This window comes from Pandoraea cepalis (genome assembly GCF_902459665.1).
Taxonomy (GTDB): Bacteria; Pseudomonadota; Gammaproteobacteria; order Burkholderiales; family Burkholderiaceae; genus Pandoraea; species Pandoraea cepalis.
Map to the genome: position 1 here is coordinate 45,303 of NZ_CABPSL010000020.1, position 25,388 is coordinate 70,690.

Genomic DNA, 25,388 nt, shown 5'->3' on the forward strand with positions numbered 1-25,388 from the left:
TTTATGACTTGATGGTGGTATCGATCGGAAACGTGTGCACCTGAAATGGGGCGGCGGAACTCTTGTCGAACTCCGCCCCCGCCTTCACGCCCGCTTCGGCGATGGCGCTGGCACTCAGATCCTGATCATAGAGGGCGTACATGGCGCCGAGCGCGAAATTGCGCCCTGAGCCAATCCCCCAGAACCGATCGAAAACAAACACTTCCCGGTAGGAATAAATCCCGTAGATGCCGGTCGGATTCGCGATCACGCAGGTGATCTGCGACGACTCGTACGGATCGTCTTCCTCTTCCTTGGTGTTGAGGAAATACTCTTCCTTGAGCTTCTGGTGGACGCGGCAGAACGTGCGGAACACCTCGTCACGCGAGTGCAGACGGCATTCGTCCGCCATGCCGGAGAGAATGGCGCGCATGACCGGAAAGTGTGCGGTCGTGCCCGCCAGGCCAACATAGGAATCGCCTACGAGAAAAACCTTGCGATTTTCCTCGTACGATTGCGAGAGCCGCGTATCGCCGAACGTCACAAGCGAATCGGCGGCAATCGCGATCTCACCGGCCTTCTTGACGACTACCACGGTGGTCATGATGCCCTCCCCGTCCAGATCCTGAAGCGTTCGCGCGAGCGCCGCCGGACTTGCGCTTGCGCGCAACCGGCGGCGCCTGCCATTACAGCATCGCGCGACGGAAATCCTGCAACAGTTGCCCCAGGTAGGCGTTGAAGCGTGCCGCCTCGGCGCCGTCGATCACACGGTGATCGTAAGACAGCGACAGCGGCAGCGTCAGTTGCGGCAGGAATTGCTGCTTGCGCTCATCCCACACCGGCTTCTGATACGAACGCGACAGGCCCAGAATGGCCACTTCCGGTGCGTTGATGATCGGCGTGAAGGTTGTGCCGCCGATACCGCCGAGCGACGAGATCGAGAAACACCCGCCTTGCATCTGGTCAGGCTTGAGCTTGCCTTCGCGGGCGAGCTTCGCCAGTTCCGAGGTCTCGCGAGCGATTTCGAACACGCCCTTCTTGTCGGCGTCGCGAACAACTGGCACCACCAGACCGTTCGGCGTGTCGGCGGCGAAACCGATGTGGAAGTACTGCTTGAAGACGAGGTTGTCGCCGTCCAGACTTGCGTTGAACGTGGGGAACTTCTTCAGGGCCATCACACAGGCCTTGACGACGAAGGCGAGCATCGTGACCTTGACGCCAGCCTTCTCGTTTTCCTTGTTCAACTGCACGCGGAACGCTTCGAGTTCGCCGATATCCGCTTCGTCGTTGTTCGTGACGTGCGGAATCATGACCCAGTTGCGGTGCAGGTTTGCACCCGAAATCTTTTTGATGCGCGACAGCGCCTTGGGCTCGATCGGACCGAACTTCGAGAAGTCGATCTTCGGCCACGGCAACAGGTTCAGCTCGCCACCACCGGCAGGCGCGGCACCCGACACAGCAGGGCGATTGCCCGCAAGCGCGCTCTTGATGAAGTTACGCACATCGTCAACGACCACGCGGCCCTTCGGACCGGTCCCCTTCACTTGCGTCACATCCACCCCCAGTTCGCGGGCGAACTTGCGCACCGACGGACTGGCGTGGCTGATCGGCGGATGGTCCGACGCGGCAGCGGGGGTCGCTGGCGCGGCGGTCGGGGCCGGCGCCGGAGCCGGGGCTGCGGGGGCAGCGCTCGGTGCCGCCGGGGCCGGCGCGCTCGCTGCGGCAGCGGCAGCGGCCTTCGCCGGTGCGGCGGCAACAGCGCCTTCGAGCACAACGATCAACGTGCCTTCCGACACCTTGTCGCCCACTTTGATCTTCAATTCCTTGACCACACCCGCAGCCGGGCTCGGCACATCCATCGACGCCTTGTCGGACTCCAGCGTGACGAGCGATTGCTCGGCCGTCACGGTATCGCCCACCTTGACCAGCACATCGATCACGGGCACGTCGTCATACCCACCAATGTCCGGCACCTTGACGTCGATCTTGCTCGTACCGCCGCTGGCGGCCGGGGTTGCCGTTGCCGATGCGGCCGGTGCAGCGGGTGCCGCGGCTGGCGCGGCCGCTTGCGGCGCAGCCGCAGGCGTCGGCGCGGGGGCTGCCGCCGCACTGGCTTGCGCGCCCGAACCGTTGGCGGTCTCGAGCGTCAGAATAAGAGAACCCTCAGATACTTCATCGCCGACTTTCAGGCTCAGCGCCTTGATGATGCCAGCGGCCGGGCTCGGCACATCCATCGTCGCCTTGTCCGATTCCAGCGTGATCAGGGCCTGCTCGGCATCGATCTTGTCGCCCGCCTTGACCAGCACGTCGATGACGGGCAAGTCCTTGAAGTCACCGATATCGGGGACTTTCACTTCGATCACTTGACTCATTTTCCACAGTCTCCTCGAGGCTGCGCTTGACGCGCGGCGCGCCCCGCCTGCCGCTTGAGGCGGCTGACGGTCGCACGCGCCGCGCGAAGCGGCCTTTAGACGGTCATCGGGTTGGGTTTGTTCGGATCCAGGTTGTACTTGGCAATCGCTTCGGCAACCTTGGTCGCCGGCAGCGTGCCTTCGTCGGCCAATGCCTTGAGGGCAGCGACCGTGACCCAGTTACGATCCACCTCGAAGAAGTGACGCAGCTTCTCGCGCGTATCCGAACGGCCGTAGCCGTCGGTGCCGAGCGCCACATAACGACCCCGCACGAAGGGGCGAATCTGATCGGCGTACGTGCGGATGTAGTCGGTCGATGCGATGACCGGACCACGGGTGTCGTTCAGGCACGACTCGACATGCGACAAACGCGCCGGCTCGGTCGGGTGCAGCAGATTGTGGCGCGCCGCGTCGTTACCTTCGCGGGCCAGCTCCGTGAAGCTCGGGCAGCTCCACAGATCCGATTCGACGCCCCAATCGTTCTTGAGCATTTCGGCGGCGGCGATCACTTCGTTGAAGATCGTACCCGAACCCAGCAGTTGCACGCGCGGTGCCTTGCTGTCGTCCGCCCCGCGACGGAACGCGTACATCCCCTTCAGGATGTCCTGCTCAACGCCTTCCGGCATGGCCGGATGCGGGTAGTTCTCGTTCATCACGGTCAGGTAGTAATAGACATCTTCCTGATCCTGCACCATGCGACGCAGGCCGTCCTGAACGATCACGGCGAGTTCGTAAGCGAACGTCGGATCGTACGGCAAACAGTTCGGAATCGACGACGCCCACAGCAGCGAGTGACCGTCTTCGTGCTGGAGACCTTCGCCGTTCAGGGTCGTACGACCGGCCGTGCCGCCCACGAGGAAACCGCGAGCGCGCATGTCGCCGGCCGCCCAGGCCAGGTCGCCCACGCGCTGGAAGCCGAACATCGAGTAGAAGATGTAGAAGGGGATCATCGTCTCGCCGTGCGTCGAGTACGACGTTGCGGCCGCGATCCAGTCGCACATGCCACCGGCTTCATTGATGCCTTCCTGCAGAATCTGACCGCTCTCCGATTCCTTGTAGAACATCAATTGATCCTGATCCTGCGGGATGTAGCGCTGGCCGACCTGGCTCCAGATACCAATCTGGCGGAACAGACCTTCCATACCGAAGGTGCGGGATTCGTCCGGCACGATCGGCACGATACGCTGGCCCAGCGCCTTGTCCTTGAGCAGCACGTTGAGAATCCGCACGAACGCCATCGTCGTCGAGATCTCGCGGCCTTCGGCGGTCGCCTTGAGCAGGGCATCGAATGCGGACAGCGCAGGCACCGGCAACGATGCGGCCTTGGTGCGACGCTGCGGCAGATAGCCGCCCAGCTCCATGCGGCGCGCGCGCATGTATTCGAGTTCCTTCGAGCCTTCCTCGAACTTCAGGTACGGCACGTCGGCGATCTGGTCATCCGCGATCGGCAGCTTGAACTGGTCGCGGAATTTCTTGAGCGACTCCACCGGCATCTTCTTCTGCTGGTGGGTGATGTTCATGGCCTGACCGGCCTCACCCATGCCGTAGCCCTTGATGGTCTTGGCCAGAATGACCGTCGGCTGCCCCTTGTGCTGGGTGGCCGCCTGGTATGCGGCGAAAATCTTGTGCGGATCGTGGCCGCCGCGGTTCAGCGCCCAAATGTCTTCGTCTGACCAGTCGGCGACCATCGCCTTGAGTTCCGGCGTATTGAAGAAGTTCTCGCGCACGTACGCGCCGTCCTTCGACTTGTAGGTCTGATACTCGCCGTCAACACACTCCATCATGCGCGTCATCAGCAGACCCTTCTTGTCGCGGGCGAGCAAGGTGTCCCAGCGGCTGCCCCAGATCACCTTGATGACGTTCCAGCCGGCGCCGCGGAACTCCGATTCGAGTTCCTGGATGATCTTGCCGTTACCGCGCACCGGGCCGTCCAGGCGCTGCAGGTTGCAGTTGATCACGAACACGAGGTTGTCGAGATGCTCGCGACCGGCCATGCCGATGGCGCCGAGCGATTCCGGCTCGTCCGTCTCGCCATCGCCGAGGAAGGCCCAGACCTTGCGGCCCTCGGTCTTCACGATGTTGCGCGACTCGATGTACTTCATGAAGCGCGCCTGGTAGATCGCCATGATCGGGCCCAGGCCCATCGACACCGTCGGGAACTGCCAGAAGTCAGGCATCAGCCACGGGTGCGGATACGACGACAGACCGCCGCCGTCCACTTCCTGGCGGAAGTTCTCGAGCTGGGGCATTTCCAGACGGCCCAACAGGAAGGCGCGGCTGTACACACCCGGCGACGAGTGGCCCTGCACAAAGACCAGGTCGCCACCGTGCTTGTCGGACGGCGCATGCCAGAAATGGTTGAAACCAACGTCATAGAGCGTTGCGGCCGAGGCGAACGACGCGATGTGACCGCCGACGTTCGTGTCCTTGCCGGCGCGCAGCACCATCGCGATCGCATTCCAGCGCGTGTACGAGCGAATCTTGTGCTCGACATCCTGATCGCCGGGGATACGAGCCTGCTGGTCGAGCGGGATGGTGTTGATGTACGGGGTATTCGCCGAGAACGGGTGATGTTCGCCGTTGATGCGGGCGAACTCGATCAGCTTCTCGAGCAGGTAGTGGGCACGCTCTGGGCCCTCGGCCGCCAGCACGCCTTCGAGCGAGGCCAGCCATTCTTGCGTTTCTTGGGGATCGGCGTCCGCGGGGGACACGATCTTGAGGGCTTCTTCAGGTACGGCGGACATGGTGTCTCCTTGTCTGTCGTTAGCGGGTTGGCGTGACGGTCGAATCCCGCTTTATGGACGGGCCCACCGGCTTTTTTACCGGGGCATTGTACGAAGGTTACTCCCGCCTTCGCAAGCGAAATTTCAGATTACGATAGTAAATTTTATAATGCGGAATTCTGCTGCAGTGCACATAAAATCAATAGGTTGCTGGTGCCATCACACCACGATTTTCCAGCGTACCGATCGGTCTCAAGAGCAAATTGCGCGGCCGTCTTACGCAAAAGCTCGGAGGCTTCCGAAAAGCAAGCGCTCGCCGTCGATGGCAGCGGGAAACCGCCCGGCCTGCGCTACAATCTCGCCATGCTTTCGCCCCGCCTTGCCAATTCCGCTCCGCCGTCCCGGTCCGCCGCTACGTCTGCCCGCTCCAACCGCTGGTTGCAGGGGTTCGCGGAGTCGCATTACTACTTGCTGGTCCCGCTCGTCTCCATTGTGATCTTTCTCGTGGTGATGAGTCTGATCCTGTGGAGCCTGAACCGCCGGGAGACGGAGCAACAGCAGGACACGCTGTATCGGAATGTGGCATGGGCGCAGCAACAGATTCGCCTCAACATGCTGGCCATTCAAGATCAGATCAGCTCGCTTGCGCGCGACACGGCAGCCAAGCCGCAGGACGTTGCGCACTTCCAGAATACGGCGAACGAAGTGATGCAAAATCATGCGGACATCGTCTTCATGAATTGGCTGGACGCGTCGCAGCGTCCCAAGTGGGCGGCGCCGGCGGATTCCCCGTTCGCGTCGCGGTTGCAGGGCTCGGCGCAGCATCCAATGGAAGACGAATTATTGGTCGCGTTCCGCGCCGCCCGCGATTCGCGCCGCTCGGCCTATTCCACCCTGATTTATGACGCCTCGGGCGCAAGCTACATCGTTGTACAGGTGCCCGTGCTGCGCGAGCGCGAGTTCCTCGGCACGATCAGTGCGGTGTATTCGGTGGAAGGCTTGCTGATCCACGAGTTGCCGCAGGAGCTTGGCGACAAGTTCAAGGTGTCGTTCATCGACACTCACAACAACGAGCTGGCAACAACATCGACACGCCCGCCGTTACCGCGCGATGTCTCCTACGAGCTGCTCCTCGATCCCCCTGGGCACAGTCTCGCGGTGCGCATCTACTCGTATCCTGCCGTCGGCAATTTCGTCAACAACACGCTGGTGTGGCTGATCGCCGGCTTGTCGTGCTTCGTGCTCTGGAGCCTCTGGAGCCTCTGGCGGCATACGCGCCAGCGCTTCGAGGCACAGCAGGCGCTGTTCAACGAGACGTCGTTCCGGCGGGCCATGGAGAACTCCATCGTCATCGGCATGCGTGTGCTCGACCTGCAGGGCCACATTACTTACGTGAACCCCGCGTTCTGCCGGATGACAGGCTGGGACGAGCAGGACCTCATGTACCGGGCGCCGCCCTACCCTTACTGGCCCAAAGACGACATCCACGAAATGCAGCGTCGCATCGACATGACGCTGCGCGGCAAGGCGCCCTCGCACGGCTTCGAAATTCGCGTGCAGCGCAAAGACGGCACGATTTTCTACGCGCGCATGTTCGTCTCGCCGCTCGTGGACGCGCATGGCCGTCAGACCGGCTGGATGTCGTCGCTGACCGATATCAGCGAACCCAAGCGGGCGCGCGAAGAACTCGCCGCCGCCCATGAGCGGTTCACGACCGTGCTGGAGAGCCTCGACGCGTCGGTATCGGTACTCGCCGTCGACAAGGCGGAATTGTTGTTCGCGAATCGCTATTACCGTCAGTTGTTCGGTACGCGCCCGGAAGGCCACCTGGAGTTGTCCGGTGGCGGCGAACTCTCCCCTACGTCGCTCGATCACATCGATCTGGTCGATGCCTTTGCCGGACTGCCTGCCGCGTCGCTCACCGACACGGCTGCGCAGACACAGGAAATTTATCTGCCGGCGCACCAGAAATGGTTCGAAGTCCGGCGGCAATATATTCAGTGGGTGGACGGCCACCTGGCACAGTTGCAGGTGGCAACGGACATTACGGCCCGCCGTCATGCGGAGGAGCTGGCCCGTCAGGAAGAAGAACGCCTGCAGTTCACGGGGCGTCTGACGACCATGGGCGAGATGGCTTCGTCGCTGGCCCACGAACTGAACCAGCCGCTCGCGGCCATCAACAACTACTGCATGGGCACGGCGGCCCTGGTGCGCGCCGGGCGCACCTCGCCGGAAACGTTGCTGCCCGCGCTGGAAAAAACGTCACAGCAGGCGGTGCGTGCGGGCATGATCATCAAGCGGATTCGCGCGTTCGTGAAACGTAGCGAACCGAAGCGTCAACCCTCGTCGATCTATGAGATCGTCGCGGATGCCGTGGGCCTCGCCGAGATTGAAGCGCGCAAGCGCCGCATTCGCATTGTGACCGAGCTGCCGGCAGGACTGCCACAGATCAACGTCGACCCGGTGCTGATCGAACAGGTGCTCGTGAATCTGCTCAAGAACGCCGCCGAGGCCATGCACGGCTATACGCCGCCGCCCGGCCAGCGTCGCGACCTGAGCGTGCGTCTGCACGTGGAACGGCGAGATAAATCGGTCGAATTCCAAGTCTCGGATCATGGACCTGGGGTGGACGAGGCCACCATCGAACGGTTGTTTGAACCTTTCTTTAGCACTAAATCGGACGGCATGGGCATGGGCCTGAATATCTGCCGTTCGATCATCGAATCGCACCACGGCCGTCTGTGGGTAGAAAACAATGACGTCGACGGCGTGCGGAATGGTTGTACTTTTTGTATTCTGTTACCGTTAGAAGGCGATACGACATCCGGATCCGGGGGAGGACTATGACGACACCCAACACCACTATCGAACAAGAAACCGTCTTCGTCGTTGATGACGACGAGGCGGTCCGCGACTCGCTTCGCTGGCTACTCGAGGCCAATGGCTACCACGTACGAGGCTTTGCCAGTGCCGAAGAATTCCTTTCGCACTACAACGGGCATCAGCTTGGCTGCCTGATTCTGGATGTCCGCATGCCGGGCATGAGCGGCCTGGAACTTCAGGAAAAGCTGGTCGAGAACCGGTTCAACATTCCCATCATCTTCGTGACGGGCCATGGCGACGTGCCGATGGCCGTCGACACGATGAAGAAGGGCGCGATGGACTTCATCGAAAAGCCATTCGACGAAGCGGAATTGCGTGCTCAAGTCGAGCGGATGCTCGCAAAAGCACGGCAAGACGCCAGCAGCCAACGCGAGTTGCAAGCCGCCGAGGATCTGCTGTCCAAGCTTACAAGTCGTGAACATCAGGTGCTCGAGCGCATCATTGCCGGCCGTCTGAACAAGCAGATCGCAGACGATCTTGGCATCAGCATCAAGACGGTCGAGGCGCACCGTGCCAACATCATGGAGAAGCTCAACGTCAACACCGTTGCCGACCTGCTCCGCCTGGCACTCTCGAAACGTTCCGGCGGATCGCCTCGCCCCTGAACCCGGTCGCCGCCCGCCGTCCGCTCGCCATCGCGCCAGCTGACTGGCGGGAGGGGCCGGAGCGCCGGACCCATGACCGGTAGCATCTCGACCGGTTGCGTCGGCATGATGTTGCTCGCCAAGGAGACGCGGCGAGCAGCGTCAGCCGTGCAGCGCCGTAGCTCGCTCGAAGCCGCCGCCTCCCCCGCCGCGCCCCCTCCCGCGCGCTGCGGCGCGCCGCTATAATACGGTCTTTGCGCCTGTCACCTGCCTGACCGGCGCGGCCGTATCCGGCCCCTCGGGCCAGCCCCCATCCTTCCTACGATATCCACGCATCATGACCGCCACCCTCATCGACGGCAACGCCCTCGCCAAACGTATTCGCGCCGAAGTTGCCACCCGTGCCGCCGTTCTGACCGCCCGCGGCCACCAACCCGGGCTTGCCGTGGTGCTGGTCGGCGAGGATTCGGCCAGTCAGGTCTACGTGCGCAACAAGGTCAAGGCCTGCGAAGACAACGGCCTGTATTCCTCGCTCGACCGCTATCCGGCCGATCTGACGGAAAGCGCCCTGCTTGCCCGCATCGATGAACTCAACCGTGATCCAAAGATCAACGGCATCCTCGTTCAACTGCCCCTGCCTAAGCACATCGACAGCCACAAGGTGCTCGAAGCCATTGCGCCGGAAAAGGACGTCGACGGTTTTCACGTGTCGAATGCGGGCGCCCTGATGACGGGGGCACCGCTGTTCCGCCCGTGCACGCCCTATGGCTGCATGAAGATGCTCGAGTCCGTCGATTTCCCGCTGCGCGGGGCGGTGGCCGTGGTAATCGGCGCGTCGAACATCGTTGGCAAGCCGATGGCGATGATGCTGCTCCAGGCAGGCGCCACCGTCACGATCTGCAACAGCAAGACGCGAGATCTGGCCGCGCACACCCGCAACGCTGACGTCATTGTCGCGGCCGTGGGCAAGCGCAATATCGTCACGGCCGATATGGTCAAACCGGGTGCGGCAGTCATCGACGTCGGCATGAACCGTGACGACGCGGGCAAGTTGTGCGGCGACGTCGATTTCAACGGCGTCAAGGATGTGGCCGGCTATATCACGCCGGTACCGGGCGGCGTGGGACCGATGACGATCACCATGCTCCTCGTCAACACGCTTGAGGCCGCCGAGCGCGCCCTCGACGCCTGATCGTCAGCACCGCGCGTCACGCCGGGCGTGCTCGACCTCTCGGTCGCGCGCGCCCTTGTTGCTTTTGGGCCCGTGGTCGAATCGCCGGCGTAAGCCGTTGAATGCCGGCCGGGCGTCGCACTCCAGGGATTCCGCCGCCAACACGCCCAATCGGACCGGTTGAAAAAAACGACTGGAAAATTGCCCGGGATGCCCCCACACTCTTCATAAGCCCCTCCCCGTGGACAACGAACGCATGAATACGCCACAAACCAACCCTCTGCTCGATATCCAGGGACTTCCCCGTTTTGCCGAGATCCGCCCCGAACACGTAACGCCCGCCGTCGACGTGCTCCTGGCACAAGCGCGTGCGGCTGTGGACAAGGCTGCAGATCCCTCCACGCCGCCGACGTGGGCCAACATTCTCGACGCCGTAGAAGACGGCACCGAAGGTTTGGGCCGGGCCTGGGAAATCGTTGGACACCTGAACGCCGTCGCCGACACCCCTGCGCTTCGCGCGGCATACGGCGATAACCTGCCGCGCGTCACCGAATTCTCCGCCAGCGTCGGCCAGAATCTGGCGCTGTTCGAAAAGTACAAGGCCATTGCAGCCGGCCAGGAATTCGCGGACCTCTCTCCGGCTCGCAAGAAAATTCTCGACAACGAGATGCGCGGCTTCCGATTGGGCGGCGCCGAACTTCCTGAAGACCAGAAACCGCGATTCGCCGACATTCAGGAAGCACAGGCGGACCTCGCCAAGCGCTTCTCGGATCACGTGCTCGACGCGACCAACAAATTCTCGCTTGTCGTGACCGACGAGCAGGACCTCGCCGGCCTGCCCGACGACGACAAGGCCGCGGCACGTGCCGCCGCACAGCGAGACGGCCTGGACGGCTGGAAATTCACGCTACATTTCCCCTCGTACTTCCCGGTGCTGCAATACGCCGACAATCGCGCGCTTCGCGAAACGCTGTACCGGGCCAATGTGACCCGGGCTTCCGAACTCGGCCCGCAATTCGGCAACGGCGAGGCGGACTGGGACAACACCGAGATCGTTGTCGAGCAACTCGCGCTGCGCCGCGAGGAAGCACACATGCTCGGCTTCAAGAATTACGCCGAAGTATCGCTCGAGCCCAAAATGGCGGAATCGCCCGCGCAAGTCCTCGAGTTCCTCGAAGACCTCGCCCGCCGCGCGCGTCCGTACGCCGAGCAAGACTGGGCCGAACTGCAAGCGTTTGCCGCCGAGTCGCTGGGCATCGAGAAGCTGCAACCCTGGGACACGACCTACGCATCGGAGAAGCTGCGCCAGCAACGCTACGATTTCTCGGAGTCGGAAGTCCGTCAGTATTTTCCGTTGCCCAAGGTGCTCGACGGTCTGTTTCGCGTGGCCGGCACGTTGTTCGGCGTGACGATTCGCCCGCAGGATGCCGAAACGTGGCATCCGGACGTTCGCTTCTTCCGCATCGAGCGCGATGGCGAACTCGTGGCGCAGTTCTACATGGATCTGTTCGCCCGCGAAGGCAAGCGCGGCGGTGCCTGGATGGACAGTGCCCGCACACGCAAGCGCCTGCGCAACGGCACGCTGCAAACGCCGGTGGCGTACCTCGTGTGCAACTTCCCTGCCCCCGTCGGCGACAAGCCGGCGTTGCTGCCGCATGACGACGTCATCACGCTGTTCCACGAGTTCGGGCACGGCCTGCATCACATGCTCACGCAAGTGGAAGATGCCGGCGTGGCGGGCATCAATGGCGTCGAGTGGGATGCTGTCGAGTTGCCGTCCCAGTTCATGGAGAACTTCTGTTGGGAGTGGGATGTGCTTGAGCACATGACCGCTCATGTGGAGACGGGTGCCCCGCTGCCGCGAGCCCTGTTCGACAAGATGGTGGCCGCCCGCAACTTCCAGAGCGGTTTGATGATGCTGCGTCAGTTGGTCTTCTCCGACTTCGACATGCACCTGCATTACGATTTCGATCCGCACGGCAACGAGTCGGTGCTGGCGCTTTCGCAACGCATCAACGATCGATTGCACGTTACGCCTCAGGCGGATTTTTCGCGTTGGCCGAATACGTTCAGCCACATCTTTGCGGGCGGGTACGCGGCGGGATATTACAGCTACAAGTGGGCCGAGGTGCTGTCGGCGGATGTGTATGCGGCGTTTGAAGAGGCGGCGAAGGTCAGCGGCTCGGTCCTCGATACCGCCACCGGCGCCCGCTACCGCGATGAAATTCTCGCGGTGGGCGGCAGTCGCGAAGCAATGGCGTCGTTCATTGCGTTCCGGGGTCGCGCACCGGAAGTCGATGCCTTGCTGCGCCACAGTGGCATGTCGGCAAGCTGACGCACCGCATCAAGTCAGCGAGGAATGAACAACGGGCGCCTCTGTGCGCCCGTTGTTTATCGTGATACAGGATGCACACCATCATTCATCTTCGTCACAGCCGTTCGGTCGCCAAACATATTGGCTCGTTCCCTTATCGAGACAGTGAGCCGCCTGGAAGCGAATGGTGCATCCGTTTTCATACGTTCGCACGCATGCACCTTCGACGCATCGTGTCTGCATGCGAACCACCTGCCCGGTGGGAATCCGGCAGGGTGCGGGCGACACTGACGCCGCCTGTGGTGTCGGCAAACGCCTCCCCGGACGCTGACCGCTATCGAACCAAACCTGTGCGCTATCGAGCGAACATTGCCCTGCGCGCTGACACACGGCGAAGGCGTCCTGAACGGCAGACGTCTGCGTGTCACCCAGCGCAATGCCGATCTCTCCATTGACTGCACGCACGACCGCCCAGTAAGCCGGCCCATTACCGGACATCAACACGTCGCATCGCCCGCCCCGGCGACCGGAAGCCAGTTGGGCTCGGCAACGATCCAGCGCGGCCACCTTGGCCTTTGCCATCGACGTCTGGTCGGTCACCGACACATACCGAATCCCGCTCGCGGTCCGCACCCCGGCCACCGCCGACGCCGCGACACTCGGCGTGCTGGCGATCGCCAGCACGCTCGCGAGCCCTACTGTGCAAATCAAGGGATAGAAACGCCGCCACAAATTCTTGACGGGACCGTTGCCGCGGGATTTCCAAAAGTCGAGATTCATACGGCATCAGATCACATCGCCCGAACCGACGAAGCCTCAAGCAGAAGGGAAATCAGCCGCCATATGGCCTCGCCGCAAGGCCGTTCGGTCACGCCGCAATCAAGTGACAACGCACCAACGACGTGCACTCAAAACAAAACAGGCGGCGCATCTCACGATGTCACCGCCTGTTTGTCGGGGTTCCGCCCTTGCCGAACGCCGCCGAGCGGCATGTTCGGCCATCCCGTCGTCGCTCAGGTGCCGCGCTTGATCCACGCCGACAAATTGTGCGGACGCAGCGTGTCGTACTCTTCGAACGGCTGGTGAATCCACGGATTCGTCGGCAGGAAATCGACCGCGTAATCGGGCGCCACTTTCGAACACGCCTTGTGCCACAGCACCGCCGAGCGCACGTCTGTCACCTTTGGGAAACGCTCCTTGAGGTGCTTGCCAACGCGCTCGAGCGTCACGCCCGAATCGACCAGGTCGTCGACCAGCAGCACGCGACCTTCCAGCTCGCCGCGCGTGATGGTGATGAAGTGAGCGATGTCGAGGTCACCGCGAACGGTCCCTTCGGCTTCACGATAGGAACTGGTCGCCAGAATCGCGAGCGGCACGTCGTAGATGCGCGCGAGTTGATCGCCCACACGCAAGCCACCCCGGGCCAGGCACAGGATCTTGTCGAACTTCCAGTTCGATTCGTAGACCTTGAGCGCAAGTCGCTCGATGAGCCGATGATACTCGTCCCACGAGACCCAAAGGTTCTTGTCGTCGTTTTGGGGTAGATTCATGGTGTGCTGTGCCAACGCTACGGTGCTTCAGTGCTTGAACGGATGACGCAACAAGATGGTTTCGTCACGATCCGGGCCGGTCGACACCATGTCGATCGGAATACCGCTCACCTCTTCAATGCGCTTCAGGTAGTTCTGCGCCTGAGCCGGCAATTGGTCCCATGCCGTCACACCCACCGTGCTCTGCGACCAGCCGGGGAAGTCTTCGTACACCGGCTCGCATCGCGCCACATCCACCGCACCACGGGGCAGGATGTCGACCGTCTTGTCGCCAATCTTGTAGCCGACGCACAGACGCACCGTGTCGAGACCGTCGAGCACGTCGAGCTTGGTCATGCACAGGCCGGTCACGCCGTTGATCTGAATCGAGCGCTTGAGTGCTGCGGCATCCATCCAGCCGGTACGGCGCGGGCGGCCCGTCACCGAACCGAATTCCTTGCCGACCGTGGCCAGTTGCAGACCGATCGCTTCCTGACGGGCGGGGTTGTCCGCATCGTACAGTTCGCTCGGGAACGGCCCCGCACCCACGCGAGTGCAATAGGCCTTGGTGATGCCCAGCACGTAATGGAGTTGTTGCGGACCGACGCCCGCGCCAGCCGAAGCGGCACCCGCGACGCAATTGCTGCTGGTCACAAACGGATACGTACCGTGATCGATGTCGAGCAACGTGCCCTGGGCGCCTTCGAACAACAGGTTCTGGCCTTCCCGGTTGGCCGCGTAGAGCATCTGCGACACGTCGGCGATCATCGGCTGCAGACGCGCAGCGTAGCTCAGCATCGTATCCAGCGTTTCCTGGAAGTCGACGGCCTTCGCGCCCAAATACTGCGTCAGGACGAAGTTGTGATAATCGAGGGTTTCACGCAGACGCTCGGCGAAAGTCTCCGGATCGAAGAGATCCTGCACGCGCAGCGCACGGCGACCGACCTTGTCTTCGTAAGCCGGGCCGATGCCGCGACCGGTCGTACCGATCTTGCCGGCGCCGCGACGGGCTTCACGCGCCTGATCGATGGCGACGTGATACGGCAGAATCAGCGTACAGGCTTCGGAAATGCGCAAACGACCGCACACATTCAGGCCCGCGCTTTCCAGCTCCTCGATTTCCTTGAACAGCGCTTCCGGCGAGAGCACCACGCCGTTGCCGATGTAGCAGGTGACGTCCTTGTGCATGATGCCCGAGGGAATCAGGCGCAGAATTGTCTTCTTGCCACCAATGATGAGCGTATGTCCGGCATTGTGGCCACCTTGAAAACGCACCACGCCTTGCGCGTGATCGGTCAGCCAGTCGACGACCTTACCCTTACCTTCGTCGCCCCATTGAGTTCCGATAACGACGACGTTGCGCCCCTGATTCAAAGCATTGCCGGACATAACAATAGTTGGTTTGGTTAAAAACGTATTCTACCCGTGTTGGCGTAGGCTAGTGCCGCTTTTTTCAGCGACGTTCACCGGGGTGTCACAACCCATTGGCCCGCTTTTTCGACAAGGACGCGGTCGCCCGTGAACTCCTCGAAATCCTGATCGTGGCCCGGCAGCATGCGAATAACGACTTCACCCGCGTTGCGCAGGCTGTCGATCTTCGCGCGCAGCCCCGGCACATCGTCAGCCGGCGCCAAAATCGCGTTACTCCGCGCTTCGACCGGAGAAATCGCGGCCAATTCACGCAAATCCAGCGAAAAGCCCGTTGCCGGACGGTCTCGACCAAACGCCTGGCCCACCTTGTCGTAACGGCCGCCGCGCGCAATCGCATTGGGGATGCCGTCGACATAGGCCGCGAACATCACGCCGCTGTGGTACTGATATCCACGCAAATCGGCCAGGTCGATCGACAATACGGCCGGCCCGTCCTTGCTTTGCGCCGCCGCCAGATAGGCCAGATCGTCGAGTGCCGCCCTCACGCCGGGCAGGTCCGGCAACGCCTTGCGGGCACGAGCGAGCGTCTCGGCCGGTTCGCCATACAGCGTGGTCAGCGCCAGCAAGGCATCGCGCAGGCTCGCCGGAAGATCGCGGGTCAACGCCTCGAGCTGCGGCACGTCCTTCGTGGCCAATGCCCCGAACAACTCACTCTCGATGGCCTCAGCGGCCGGCACGCCCTCGATGAACGCTTCGAGCACACCGGCGTGGCACAAATCGATACGAATCTGCTTCAGACCGGCAAGCTGGAGACAGTAAAGCAGCAGTTCCTGGATCTCGAGATCGGCTTCGAGCCCGCTGTGCCCAAAGATTTCGGCACCGATCTGGAATGGCTCGCGCGTTGCCAGCAGATTACGCGGACGCGTAAACAGCACGCTTCCGGCATAGCACAGCCGCGTCACGCCCTTCCGATTGAGCAAATGAGCGTCGATACGGGCAATCTGCGGGGTAATGTCCGCACGCAGGCCCATGGTGCGCCCGGAAAGCTGATCGACGAGCTTGAAAGTGCGCAGATCGAGGTCATGGCCGGTGCCGGTCAGCAGCGACTCGACGTACTCGAGCATCGGCGGCATCACGAGTTCGTAGCCGTAGGTACGGAAACGGTCCAGCATCAGCCGGCGCAGATCTTCGATCTTGCGCGCCTCGGAAGGCAGCACGTCGGCGATATTTTCGGGGAGTAGCCAGTTCGGCATGGGTATTTCGGTATTCAGGCGGCGCGAGAAAGCGCCTTTTAGTGGTCGGCCAGCAGCATCAGAATCAGCCCCAGCGAGACGGCGGCCAAACCGAAAAAGCGAATTTGGCCGGACGGCATTTCCGTTATTTTACGAAAACTTTGCCGCCACCGGTCTGGTGCGACAAACGGAAACATTCCCTCGACAATCAGCATGAGGGCCAAAGCGAGAAGAATCGTGCTGGTGCTCACAGGGGACTCGGCCAAAATGCCACCGCCCGCGATTGACGCGGGCGGTGGCAGCTACTCGGATGTCAAGGACGCTATTTTCGCGCTTTTCCGGCCGGCGCGCCAGCCGCACCGCCGGAACCACGCATGAATCGGAAGAAATCGCTGTTCGGATCGGCAATGATCACGTCGCGCTTGTCACGGAAGGTCGCCTTGTACGCTTCGAGGCTCTGATAGAACTGGGCGAACTGCGGATCGCGACCGAACGCCTGCGCGTAGATACCGGCAGCCGTCGCATCGCCCTCCCCCTTGACCTGCTGCGCCTTGGCATAGGCCTCCGCCACGACCACGTCGCGCTGGCGGTCGGCATCGGCGCGAATCTGCTCGGCCTCGGCCGCGCCGGTCGAACGCAATTCGTTCGCCACGCGCTTGCGCTCCGCCGCCATCCGGCTGTACACCGAATCGCTGATACCCGCGGCCAGATCGACCCTGCGCATCCGCACATCGACAATTTCGATGCCGACTTGCGCAGCGTCCTCGCCGACCTTCTGCTTCACCCACTGCATGACCTGATCGCGCTGCGACGACACGACCTCGGTCACGGTGCGCTTGGTGAACGCTTCCTGCAACGCCGAGCGAATCTGCTGCGTCAGACGATCCTGCGCGAGGCGGCTATCCCCCTTGAAGCTGACATAGAACTTGCGCGGATCGACAATACGCCACTTCACGTACGAGTCGACGATCAGGTTCTTCTTCTCGGCCGTGATGAAGCGTTCCGGCTCGGGATTGTCGATGGTCATGATGCGCTTGTCCAGATACAACACGGTCTGGAGCGGCGGCGGCAATTTGAATTTCAGGCCGGGCTGACTATAGACGTCCTTGATCTCGCCCAGCGAGAACACCACGGCATAACGGCGCTGATCCACCACGAACATGGTCGAGGCAAGCACGATCAACAAAACGATCAGCGCGACAATAACGGTTCCAATACGGTTCATGCGCTTATCCCCTTAGCGTGAATCGCGTTCGCGGTTGCGCAGTGCCGCGCGCGATCGATCATGGTCAACATCGCTGCCGTCATCGGCGGCGGGCGCACCCGCGGCCTTCCCCGTGCTGGCGCCCGAGGCCGGTGCCGGGGCCGACGCGTCGCTACGCGAACGCTCCATGATCTTGTCCAACGGCAGATACAACAAACTATTGTTCTTCGAATCCACCATGATCTTCGTGGTGCGCGAGTAGATCTGCTCCATCGTGTCGAGATACATCCGCTCGCGAATGACGCCCGGCGCCTTCGCATACGCTTCCTGCACCGACTTGAAGCGATCGGCATCGCCCTGTGCCTGCGACACAACGCGCGCCTTGTACCCGGCCGCCTCTTCCGTCAGACGCGACGCCGTGCCCTTGGCGCGCGGAATCACGTCATTAGCGTAGGCCTGAGCCTCATTCTTGGCACGCTCCAGATCCTGGCCCGCCTTCACTGCATCGTCGAACGCGGCCTGCACCTGTTCAGGCGGCTGCACGCTTTGCATCGTCACGCTCGTGACCAGGATGCCGGTCTTGTAACCGTCGAGAATGCGTTGAATCGAGGTGACGAGTTCATTGGCGATTTCTTCGCGGCCAGCGTAGAGCACGAAATCCATGTTGCTCTTGCCGACAATCTCGCGCACGGCCGTTTGCGCGGCCAGATTCACCGACGATTCGGCATCCACGTTATTGAACAGGAACTCGGTGGCGTCCTTGATGCGGTACTGCACGGCAAAGCGCACGTCGATGATGTTCTCATCGCCGGTGAGCATCGACGAGTCCTTCAGATCGGTGTCGCGAATGGTGTTCGAGCGGCCGATTTCGACCGAACGGATCTGCGACATGTTGACGATCTCGACCGCCTGGAACGGATACGGCAGGCGCCATTGGATACCCGACGTCGTGGTGTACTTGTACTTGCCGAATTGGGTGACGACGCCGACCTGCCCTTCCTGGACGATGAAGACGCCCGTTGCCAGCCAGATCAGGAATGCCAGCGCGACGACCACGCCGACGCCGATACCCGAGCCACGCGAGCCCCCGGCGCCGCTACTCGAGCCACCGTTACCGCTCCCGCCGCCCTTGCGGCCGAAGATACGGTTAAGACGCCGATTGAAATCGCGCCAAAGTTCGTCGAGGTCGGGCGGGCCGTCCTGCTGCGGACCTTGCGGTCCGCGCTGCGGCTCCTTCTGATCCTGCGAATTCGGATTGTTCGAACGATCGGGGCGGTTCGGTTCCTGATTACCGGACGGCGTATCGCCGCCGCCGTCCCGCCCCCAGCGCGGGTCGTTCAGGGAGAAGATCAAGCCAACTCGTCGCATCAAAGCTTTTGGAAGCATAGGTAGAAGCGTGGTGACTGAAGCGGTCTTGGCGTTGCGACCGGCGCGCCCACTTCGGAGTGCGCATGCTGCCGGTTCGCGCGTGGTTCCCGAATCTGGTATGCCGATCGGCGGCCTTGACCGGCCTCCGTCTGGTCTCTTGCCAGGTCGTCGCCCTCGTTGGGCCGTGCTGCCGGAAATCCCCGTGGCAAGCTCCGCCCTACATGGTGCGACGTCTCGTGTTATCTGTCTTCTGCGCGCGGCGCATCGGTCCAACGGTCGATAAGCCGGACATCGGGCGCTTCTTGCAGCGATTGTAACCCACCCGTGCCGGCCACAACCGCCTCGCTGATGGCCTCGCGCAGCAGGTCGAGCCCTTCGCCGGTGCGCGCGCTCAAAAAGACTCGCGTGATGCGCCCGGCTTCATCCCGTTCGATTCTCGGGCCTTGCGCGGCCAGTTCCGGCACCGCATCGATCTTGTTCCAGACGAGAATCTGCGGGATGTCCGCCGCATCGATCTCCGCCAAAACGGCGTTGACCTCGGCCATCTGCTCCTGACGCACCTGACTCGAGGCGTCCACCACATGCAACAGCATGTTGGCGTGCACCGTTTCCTCAAGCGTCGCCCGGAATGCCGCCACCAACTGGTGCGGCAGCTCGCGGATGAATCCGACAGTGTCAGACAGCACGATGTTCCCGACTTCGCCAAGATAAACGCGACGCGACGTCGTATCGAGCGTGGCAAACAGCTGATCTGCGGCGTAGGCGTTGGCTTTCGTCATCGCGTTGAACAGCGTGGATTTGCCTGCGTTCGTGTAGCCCACGAGCGAAATCGACATGGTGCCGCTGCGCTGACGCGCCCGTCGCTGCGTGTCGTGCTGGCGCTGAAGCCGTTCGAGACGCGCAGAAAGCGACTTCACGCGCTCGCCGAGCAGGCGACGATCGGTTTCCAACTGCGTTTCACCCGGCCCGCGCAGACCGATACCGCCCTTCTGACGTTCCAGGTGAGTCCAGGCGCGCACGAGGCGCGTGGACAAATACTGCAACTGTGCGAGTTCGACCTGCAGCTTGCCCTCATGACTCTTGGCGCGTTGGGCAAAGATATCGAGGATCAGGCTGGTACGGTCGACCACACGGCACTGCAGCAGGTGTTCGAGGTTACGCTGCTGACCGGGGGTCAGGGCGTGATTGAAAATCACCAGTTCGACATCGTACTCGTGGATCGCGGCACGCAGTTCTTCGGCTTTGCCACTGCCGATGAACAGCTTCGCGTCCGGGCTACGGCGACGGCCGGTAACGGTCACGACAGGCGTGGCGCCTGCGGATTGCGTCAGAAGGTCGAGTTCTTGGAGACTGGCTTCGAAATCGAGTTTGCCGAAATCGATGCCGACGAGCGCGGCGTTGATGGTCAAGCTACGCGGGGAGTGGGTATTGGGGCTGTTGGACAAGAGCGGGCGATGGGGAAGAGAAATTCGCCCGGCCGGAGTGACTCCCGGTCGGGCGAGCCTGAATCAGGACTGCTCGGCTTCCGGATGGAAATTCACCGGACGCGCAGGCACGACCGTCGAAATGGCGTGCTTATAAACCATTTGGGTGACCGTGTTGCGCAGCAGGACGACATACTGGTCAAACGACTCGATGTTTCCCTGCAGCTTGATACCGTTGACCAGATAGATCGAGACGGGAACATGCTCCTTACGCAAGGCGTTCAGAAACGGGTCTTGTAGAAGTTGCCCTTTGTTGCTCATATATAACTCCGTTGTATTTTTAGCAAATGACCGTAAGTCAAGGCGTGTGCGCGCTTCCCGCCTTGACTTCCACACTATAGCTGATTTTGCTAGCGTCGCCAGCAAAACCCCGCCCGGGTTTGGCTTTCATTCGCCCTTGGCGTAAGGGTTCGCGCTGTTGCGAAACTCTATGCGTAATGGAGTGCCCTTCAACTTAAAAGTTTCCCGGAAACGATTCTCCAGATAGCGGCGATAGCTGTCGGTCACGCCATCGAGACTATTCCCGTGGATGACGATGATCGGCGGATTCGAGCCCCCTTGGTGCGCGTAGCGCAACTTCGGACGCGAGAACCCGGAACGCCGGGGCTGCTGGTGCTCCACCGCCTCGTTGAGGGCGCGCGTGAGCTTCGGCGTCGGCAACTTGGTCATGGCCGCCGCGTACGCATCGTCCACCGAGCGCATCAGCGGGCCAATGCCCGTGGACTTCGTCGCCGAGATAAAGTGAAAATTCGCAAAGCCAAGGAATTTGAGTTTTCGCTCAAGCTCCTGCTTGATCTGGTCGCGCGAATACTCGTCCAGCCCGTCCCACTTGTTCACGCCGACGACCACCGCACGTCCCGACTCGACGATGAAGCCGGCAATGTGCGCGTCCTGATCGGAGATGTCCTGACGGGCATCGAGCATGAGGATCACCACGTTCGCATCGGCAATCGATTGCAGTGTTTTCACGACCGAAAACTTTTCAACCGCTTCGAACACCTTGCCACGACGACGCAGCCCGGCCGTATCGATCAACGTGTAGTTTCGCCCCTGACGCTCGAATTCGATGTGGATCGAATCGCGCGTGGTCCCCGGCATGTCGAACGCGATCACGCGCTCTTCGCCGAGCAGCGTGTTGACCAGTGTCGACTTGCCAACGTTAGGACGCCCGACGATCGCGATCTTCACTCGCCCGTCGTCGCGCGTGCTGTCCTCGTTCTCGTCCTGATTGGCATAGAACGGCGCGATGGCTTCGTCGATGACTTCCTTGACGCCGTCGCCGTGTGCCGCCGAGATCGCCAGCGGATCGCCCAGGCCGAGTTCGTAGAAGTCATTCGCGACCGCACTGTACTTCATGCCCTCGGCCTTGTTGACCACGAGCATGATCTTGCGTCCCGTCTTGCGCAGATAGTCCGCGATGATCTGGTCTTGTGGCGTCAGGCCCTGACGCCCGTCCACGATATAGATCACCACGTCGGCCTCGACCACGGCCTGGCGCGTCTGCTTGGCCATTTCGTGGAAAATGCCGTCCTTGGCCACGGGTTCGAAGCCACCGGTGTCGATCACCAGGTACGGATGCTCGCCAACGCGCCCCTCGCCATAGTGACGGTCGCGCGTGAGCCCGGGCATGTCGGCGACGAGCGCGTCGCGCGAGCGGGTCAAACGGTTGAATAGCGTCGATTTGCCGACGTTGGGGCGCCCTACGAGCGCGATCACGGGTTTCATGAATAAGCCTAAAAACGAAGACGGCCGGCGCGCTGCCGGCCGTTCCCGGAAAATGCCCGGGTGCTGCCGGTCACCGGTTAATCCGGACGGAAGCCGTAAATGTTGCCGTCGCGCGTTTGCACGACCAGCGTCTGGCCGGCGAGAATCGGCTGTGCGCTGATCGCACCACTGAGCTTGACGCGGGCGAGCAGTTCGCCGTTCTCACGCGACAGGAAATGCAAATAGCCCTGCTTGTCGCCCACCACCACGACACGGCCGAGCGCCAACGGCGCCGACAAGTCGCGATACTTGAGCTTGTCGTTCTGCCACAGTGTACTGCCATCGGCAGCGTTGAAAGCGTAGACGGCGCCGTCGGTGTTGACCGCCGCCACGACACGCTCGTCCTGCGTCACACCATTCGGCGACGAAAAATCACGCGCCCACAGGCCATTGCCGGTCTGCACATCGGCGCATCCCACCCGGCCCTGGAACGTGGCGCCGCACACCTGGCGGCCGAAGACGACCGGCGTGCCCGTGACGTCGTTCACACGCTCCACCTCGGTCACGCCCTTCGGGTACGACAGCGGCGTGACCCAAAGCGGGTTGCCGGTGTTGGCATCGAGCGCCACCAGCTTGCCACCCGGGAAGCCCGTCACGACCGCACGATCGCCCAAAAACGTCATGCCGGTCCCGGTGCGCAGTGTGAGCGTCGACGTCGGCTGCGAGTACGACCAGCGCACCGAACCGGTGGCGGCGTCAAACGCCGTCACCCGGTTGTTGATCGCGCGCACGACGACCAGACCCCGACCGACCAGCGGCGCCGTGAGCACTTCGCTACCGGCGTTGGCCTTCCAGGACGACTTGCCGTCGTGATCGAACGCGATCACGTCGCCCTTGTGCGTGGCGACGACCGTCGTCTCGCCATCGCTGCCCGGACCGGCGGTGATGTTCGTATCCGCCTTGGCCGACCAAGTCGACGCGCCCGTGTCGGCATCCACGCGCACGATGCTGCCGTTGGCGCCCGCCGCGAACACGGCGTTGCCCACGGCGACCGGTGCGAAGCTATAGGCGCCGGACTTACCGACGCTCGCCGTCCAGATCTGCTTGACGTTCAGCGCCTGCTTGATCTCCGTGAGCGGCGTCGGCTCGTGCGCCGGCTTGCTGCCAAAGAGTCCACACCCTCCCAGCGTACCCAGCACGGCCAGCATCGTCACGGCGCTGCCCGCGCGCTTGAAAATGCCACGGCGCGTCGAGACGGACTGTGACATGGCCATCGTTTGCGGCATCGATCGACGGAAGTCGTTAAAGATCATCATGTACCCGATTTTGCGTTATGGGAGGGTAATACTTGCCAACGGAATGCCGACGCGCGTCATGCCCCCAGCGCGTCGAGCTTGAACTGAACGAACTGGCGCATGCCCGAGTCCTGCTTATCGAGCTTGTCGAGTGCCAGCTTGTATGCGGCCCGCGCGTCGGCCATCTTGCTCTGTGCGACGAGCACGTCGCCACGGCGATCGGCAAACAGCCCGGCATACGGTGCCGGCGGATTGTCGAGCAGCTTGAGCGCCTCGTCGTACGCCTTCTCGTCGAGCAGCACACCGGCCAGACGCAGCTTGGCGAGTTGCTTGTACTCGTCGTCTTTCGCGTTCGACACAGCCCATTGCAGTTGCGCCTTCGCGAGCGCCACATCGCCCGCGTCCGCCAGCGACTTGGCCGCCAGTAGCGCCGTCATCTGGGCGTAAGGCGTGCCGCTGAACTTGCTTTCCATGTCCGACGCGATACGCGCCACCTTCGCCTTGTCCTTGGCGTCGATCGCGGTTTCCAGCTCGCCGTAAAGCACACCGGCCTCGACAGTCTGCTTGCGGTCGTAATAACGCCACAGGTTCCAGCCACCATAGGCCAGCATGATGACGACCAGCATCCAGACAACGTAATTGCCGTACTGCTTCCACCAGGCCTTTACGTTCTCGATCTGTTCCTGTTCCTCGTGATAGCTGCTCATTCGCCGGGGTTCTCCGTGTCTGGCGTCTTGGGTTAGTGAAGCGTCGTGTTCGCCGTGCCGTCATCGGCCAGGCTTTCGTTCACGCTTTCGTCGGCACTGGCGACGATGGCGTCGATCAGGTGTTCCGCGAGGGCCTCGAACGCCACGCTCGTCTGGTTGTTCGCCGGATCGGCGGCACGCAGATGCTTGACGACGACGGTACCCGACGCCACCTCGTTTTCACCGACGATGATGGCGAAGTTCGCGCCGCTCGCATCCGCTCGCTTCATTTGCGACTTGAAGCTGCTGCCCTTGCCGTCCGGGCTGCAATGGAACACGACGTTCAACCCGGCGTCGCGCATGCGTTCGGCCGCGATCAAGGCCGGCGCAACCGCCGCCTCACCCTGGTGCACGACGTAGACGTCGGCCCCTTCGGCCTGCGGCACGAGGTCGTCTTCGCGCAACAATTCGAGAATGCGCTCAACGCCCATCGCCCAGCCGCACGCCGGCGTGGCGTCGCCACCCAGTTGCTCGACCAGCGGATCGTAGCGGCCGCCACCGGCGACCGTACCCTGCGCGCCGAGCTTGTCGGTCACCCATTCGAACACGGTCAGGTTGTAGTAATCCAGACCGCGCACCAGACGCGGATTGATCGTGAACGGAATGTTGTTCGCCTTGAGCAGCGACTGCACGCCTTCGAAGTGCTTGATCGAGTCCTCGCCGAGATAATCGATGAGTTTCGGCGCCCCTTCGACCATCGCCTGCATCGCCGGGTTCTTCGTATCGAGCACGCGCAACGGATTCGTGTAGAGACGGCGCTTGCCGTCTTCGTCGAGCAGGTCGACGTGCTTCTCGAGATAGGCAATCAGATCGGCGCGATGACGCGCACGCTCTTCGCCCTGGCCCAGCGAGTTCAGTTGCAACTGGATGCCGGTCAGGCCGAGATCGTCCCACAGGCGCTGGCACATCAGGATGATTTCGACGTCCGCATCCGGGCCGGCAAGCCCCAGTGCTTCAACCCCCACCTGGTGGAACTGGCGATAGCGGCCGCGCTGCGGCTTCTCGTGGCGGAACATTGGCCCGAAGTACCACAGGCGCTTCGGGCCGCTGTACAGCAAATTGTGTTCGAGCGTTGCGCGAACAGCCGCAGCCGTTCCCTCAGGGCGCATCGTGAGCTGCTCGCCGTTGAGCGAATCGGTGAAGCTATACATCTCCTTCTCGACGATATCGGTCACTTCGCCAATACCGCGCGTGAACAACGACGTATGCTCGAGGATCGGCGTGCGGATCTGCTGATAGCCATACGCGCGCAGCATGGCGCGCACCGATTCCTCGAAAAACTCCCACAAGGCCTCATCCTGCGGGAGGATGTCGTTCATGCCTTTGACCCCGGCCAGTTTGGCGGGGCGCTTCTTCTTTGCGTCAGTCATATTTTCTTGTGTCCTGCCTG

At 62.2% G+C, this 25,388-nt stretch carries 21 protein-coding genes; 5 read left to right on the forward strand and 16 right to left on the reverse strand.

The features are described 5' to 3' along the window. Position 1 precedes the first annotated feature (1 nt). From PCE31106_RS20275 to aceE, 3 genes are all read right to left on the reverse strand, one after another. Positions 2 to 583: an Ntn hydrolase family protein gene (locus PCE31106_RS20275; protein WP_026131554.1), complete on the reverse strand. Its 582-nt coding sequence runs from the start codon at positions 581 to 583 to the stop codon at positions 2 to 4. An 82-nt stretch (positions 584 to 665) separates the two neighbouring features. Next, positions 666 to 2,351 (reverse strand): dihydrolipoyllysine-residue acetyltransferase, encoded by a 1,686-nt coding sequence (gene aceF, locus PCE31106_RS20280; protein ID WP_150564518.1) that lies wholly within the window; start codon positions 2,349 to 2,351, stop codon positions 666 to 668. Positions 2,352 to 2,446: 95 nt separating this feature from the next. Beyond that, a complete protein-coding gene (gene aceE / locus PCE31106_RS20285) occupies positions 2,447 to 5,134 on the reverse strand; it encodes a pyruvate dehydrogenase (acetyl-transferring), homodimeric type (RefSeq protein WP_017231577.1) in 2,688 nt (895 codons plus the stop codon). A gap of 342 nt (positions 5,135 to 5,476) precedes the next feature. Here aceE and PCE31106_RS20290 point away from each other — a divergent pair, with 342 nt between their 5' ends. From PCE31106_RS20290 to PCE31106_RS20305, 5 genes are all read left to right on the forward strand, one after another. Beyond that, positions 5,477 to 7,960: a PAS domain-containing sensor histidine kinase gene (locus tag PCE31106_RS20290; protein ID WP_039829656.1), complete on the forward strand. Its 2,484-nt coding sequence runs from the start codon at positions 5,477 to 5,479 to the stop codon at positions 7,958 to 7,960. Next, the gene (locus tag PCE31106_RS20295) at positions 7,957 to 8,601 is read left to right on the forward strand and encodes a response regulator transcription factor (protein ID WP_017231575.1); all 645 of its coding nucleotides are present in this window, start codon (positions 7,957 to 7,959) and stop codon (positions 8,599 to 8,601) included. The genes PCE31106_RS20290 and PCE31106_RS20295 overlap by 4 nt, the downstream gene beginning before the upstream one ends. 72 nt (positions 8,602 to 8,673) lie before the next feature. Then, positions 8,674 to 8,826, forward strand: coding sequence for a hypothetical protein (locus PCE31106_RS24070; RefSeq protein ID WP_174975330.1), 153 nt, complete (start codon positions 8,674 to 8,676; stop codon positions 8,824 to 8,826). A gap of 91 nt (positions 8,827 to 8,917) precedes the next feature. Further along, positions 8,918 to 9,772: a bifunctional methylenetetrahydrofolate dehydrogenase/methenyltetrahydrofolate cyclohydrolase FolD gene (gene folD, locus PCE31106_RS20300; RefSeq protein WP_017231574.1), complete on the forward strand. Its 855-nt coding sequence runs from the start codon at positions 8,918 to 8,920 to the stop codon at positions 9,770 to 9,772. A 235-nt stretch (positions 9,773 to 10,007) separates the two neighbouring features. Continuing rightward, complete coding sequence (locus PCE31106_RS20305; RefSeq protein WP_150564519.1) at positions 10,008 to 12,086, forward strand: M3 family metallopeptidase; 2,079 nt, start codon at positions 10,008 to 10,010, stop codon at positions 12,084 to 12,086. An 81-nt stretch (positions 12,087 to 12,167) separates the two neighbouring features. Here PCE31106_RS20305 and PCE31106_RS20310 read toward each other — a convergent pair whose 3' ends face one another. The 13 genes from PCE31106_RS20310 to hisS all read right to left on the reverse strand — a co-directional run bounded on the left by PCE31106_RS20310 (position 12,168) and on the right by hisS (position 25,368). Further along, the gene (locus PCE31106_RS20310; protein WP_150564520.1) at positions 12,168 to 12,845 is read right to left on the reverse strand and encodes a DUF4189 domain-containing protein; all 678 of its coding nucleotides are present in this window, start codon (positions 12,843 to 12,845) and stop codon (positions 12,168 to 12,170) included. Between the two features lie 233 nt (positions 12,846 to 13,078). Beyond that, entirely contained in the window at positions 13,079 to 13,615 is a 537-nt protein-coding gene (locus PCE31106_RS20315; RefSeq protein WP_017231571.1) for a phosphoribosyltransferase, read from the reverse strand. A gap of 27 nt (positions 13,616 to 13,642) precedes the next feature. Next, positions 13,643 to 14,983, reverse strand: coding sequence for an adenylosuccinate synthase (locus PCE31106_RS20320; protein WP_017231570.1), 1,341 nt, complete (start codon positions 14,981 to 14,983; stop codon positions 13,643 to 13,645). Between the two features lie 74 nt (positions 14,984 to 15,057). After that, positions 15,058 to 16,218: an ATP phosphoribosyltransferase regulatory subunit gene (locus PCE31106_RS20325; RefSeq protein WP_150564521.1), complete on the reverse strand. Its 1,161-nt coding sequence runs from the start codon at positions 16,216 to 16,218 to the stop codon at positions 15,058 to 15,060. Positions 16,219 to 16,256: 38 nt separating this feature from the next. Next, the gene (locus PCE31106_RS20330; RefSeq protein ID WP_017231568.1) at positions 16,257 to 16,448 is read right to left on the reverse strand and encodes a DUF2065 domain-containing protein; all 192 of its coding nucleotides are present in this window, start codon (positions 16,446 to 16,448) and stop codon (positions 16,257 to 16,259) included. Between the two features lie 71 nt (positions 16,449 to 16,519). Then, a complete protein-coding gene (gene hflC, locus PCE31106_RS20335; RefSeq protein WP_017231567.1) occupies positions 16,520 to 17,422 on the reverse strand; it encodes a protease modulator HflC in 903 nt (300 codons plus the stop codon). Between the two features lie 12 nt (positions 17,423 to 17,434). Then, a complete protein-coding gene (gene hflK / locus PCE31106_RS20340) occupies positions 17,435 to 18,787 on the reverse strand; it encodes an FtsH protease activity modulator HflK (protein ID WP_026131523.1) in 1,353 nt (450 codons plus the stop codon). Positions 18,788 to 19,008: 221 nt separating this feature from the next. Next, the gene (gene hflX, locus PCE31106_RS20345; RefSeq protein WP_017231565.1) at positions 19,009 to 20,178 is read right to left on the reverse strand and encodes a GTPase HflX; all 1,170 of its coding nucleotides are present in this window, start codon (positions 20,176 to 20,178) and stop codon (positions 19,009 to 19,011) included. 99 nt (positions 20,179 to 20,277) lie between these two features. Next, positions 20,278 to 20,514, reverse strand: a complete 237-nt coding sequence (gene hfq, locus PCE31106_RS20350; protein ID WP_010807283.1) for an RNA chaperone Hfq — start codon at positions 20,512 to 20,514, stop codon at positions 20,278 to 20,280. A 126-nt stretch (positions 20,515 to 20,640) separates the two neighbouring features. After that, the gene (der, locus tag PCE31106_RS20355) at positions 20,641 to 21,978 is read right to left on the reverse strand and encodes a ribosome biogenesis GTPase Der (protein ID WP_017231564.1); all 1,338 of its coding nucleotides are present in this window, start codon (positions 21,976 to 21,978) and stop codon (positions 20,641 to 20,643) included. Positions 21,979 to 22,055: 77 nt separating this feature from the next. Beyond that, positions 22,056 to 23,231 carry an outer membrane protein assembly factor BamB gene (bamB, locus tag PCE31106_RS20360; protein ID WP_435873677.1) on the reverse strand — a complete coding sequence of 392 codons (1,176 nt, stop codon included), beginning with the start codon at positions 23,229 to 23,231 and terminating at the stop codon, positions 22,056 to 22,058. Between the two features lie 98 nt (positions 23,232 to 23,329). Beyond that, positions 23,330 to 23,959: a tetratricopeptide repeat protein gene (locus tag PCE31106_RS20365; protein ID WP_017231562.1), complete on the reverse strand. Its 630-nt coding sequence runs from the start codon at positions 23,957 to 23,959 to the stop codon at positions 23,330 to 23,332. Positions 23,960 to 23,991: 32 nt separating this feature from the next. After that, a complete protein-coding gene (hisS, locus tag PCE31106_RS20370; protein ID WP_130025657.1) occupies positions 23,992 to 25,368 on the reverse strand; it encodes a histidine--tRNA ligase in 1,377 nt (458 codons plus the stop codon). Positions 25,369 to 25,388: the final 20 nt, after the last annotated feature.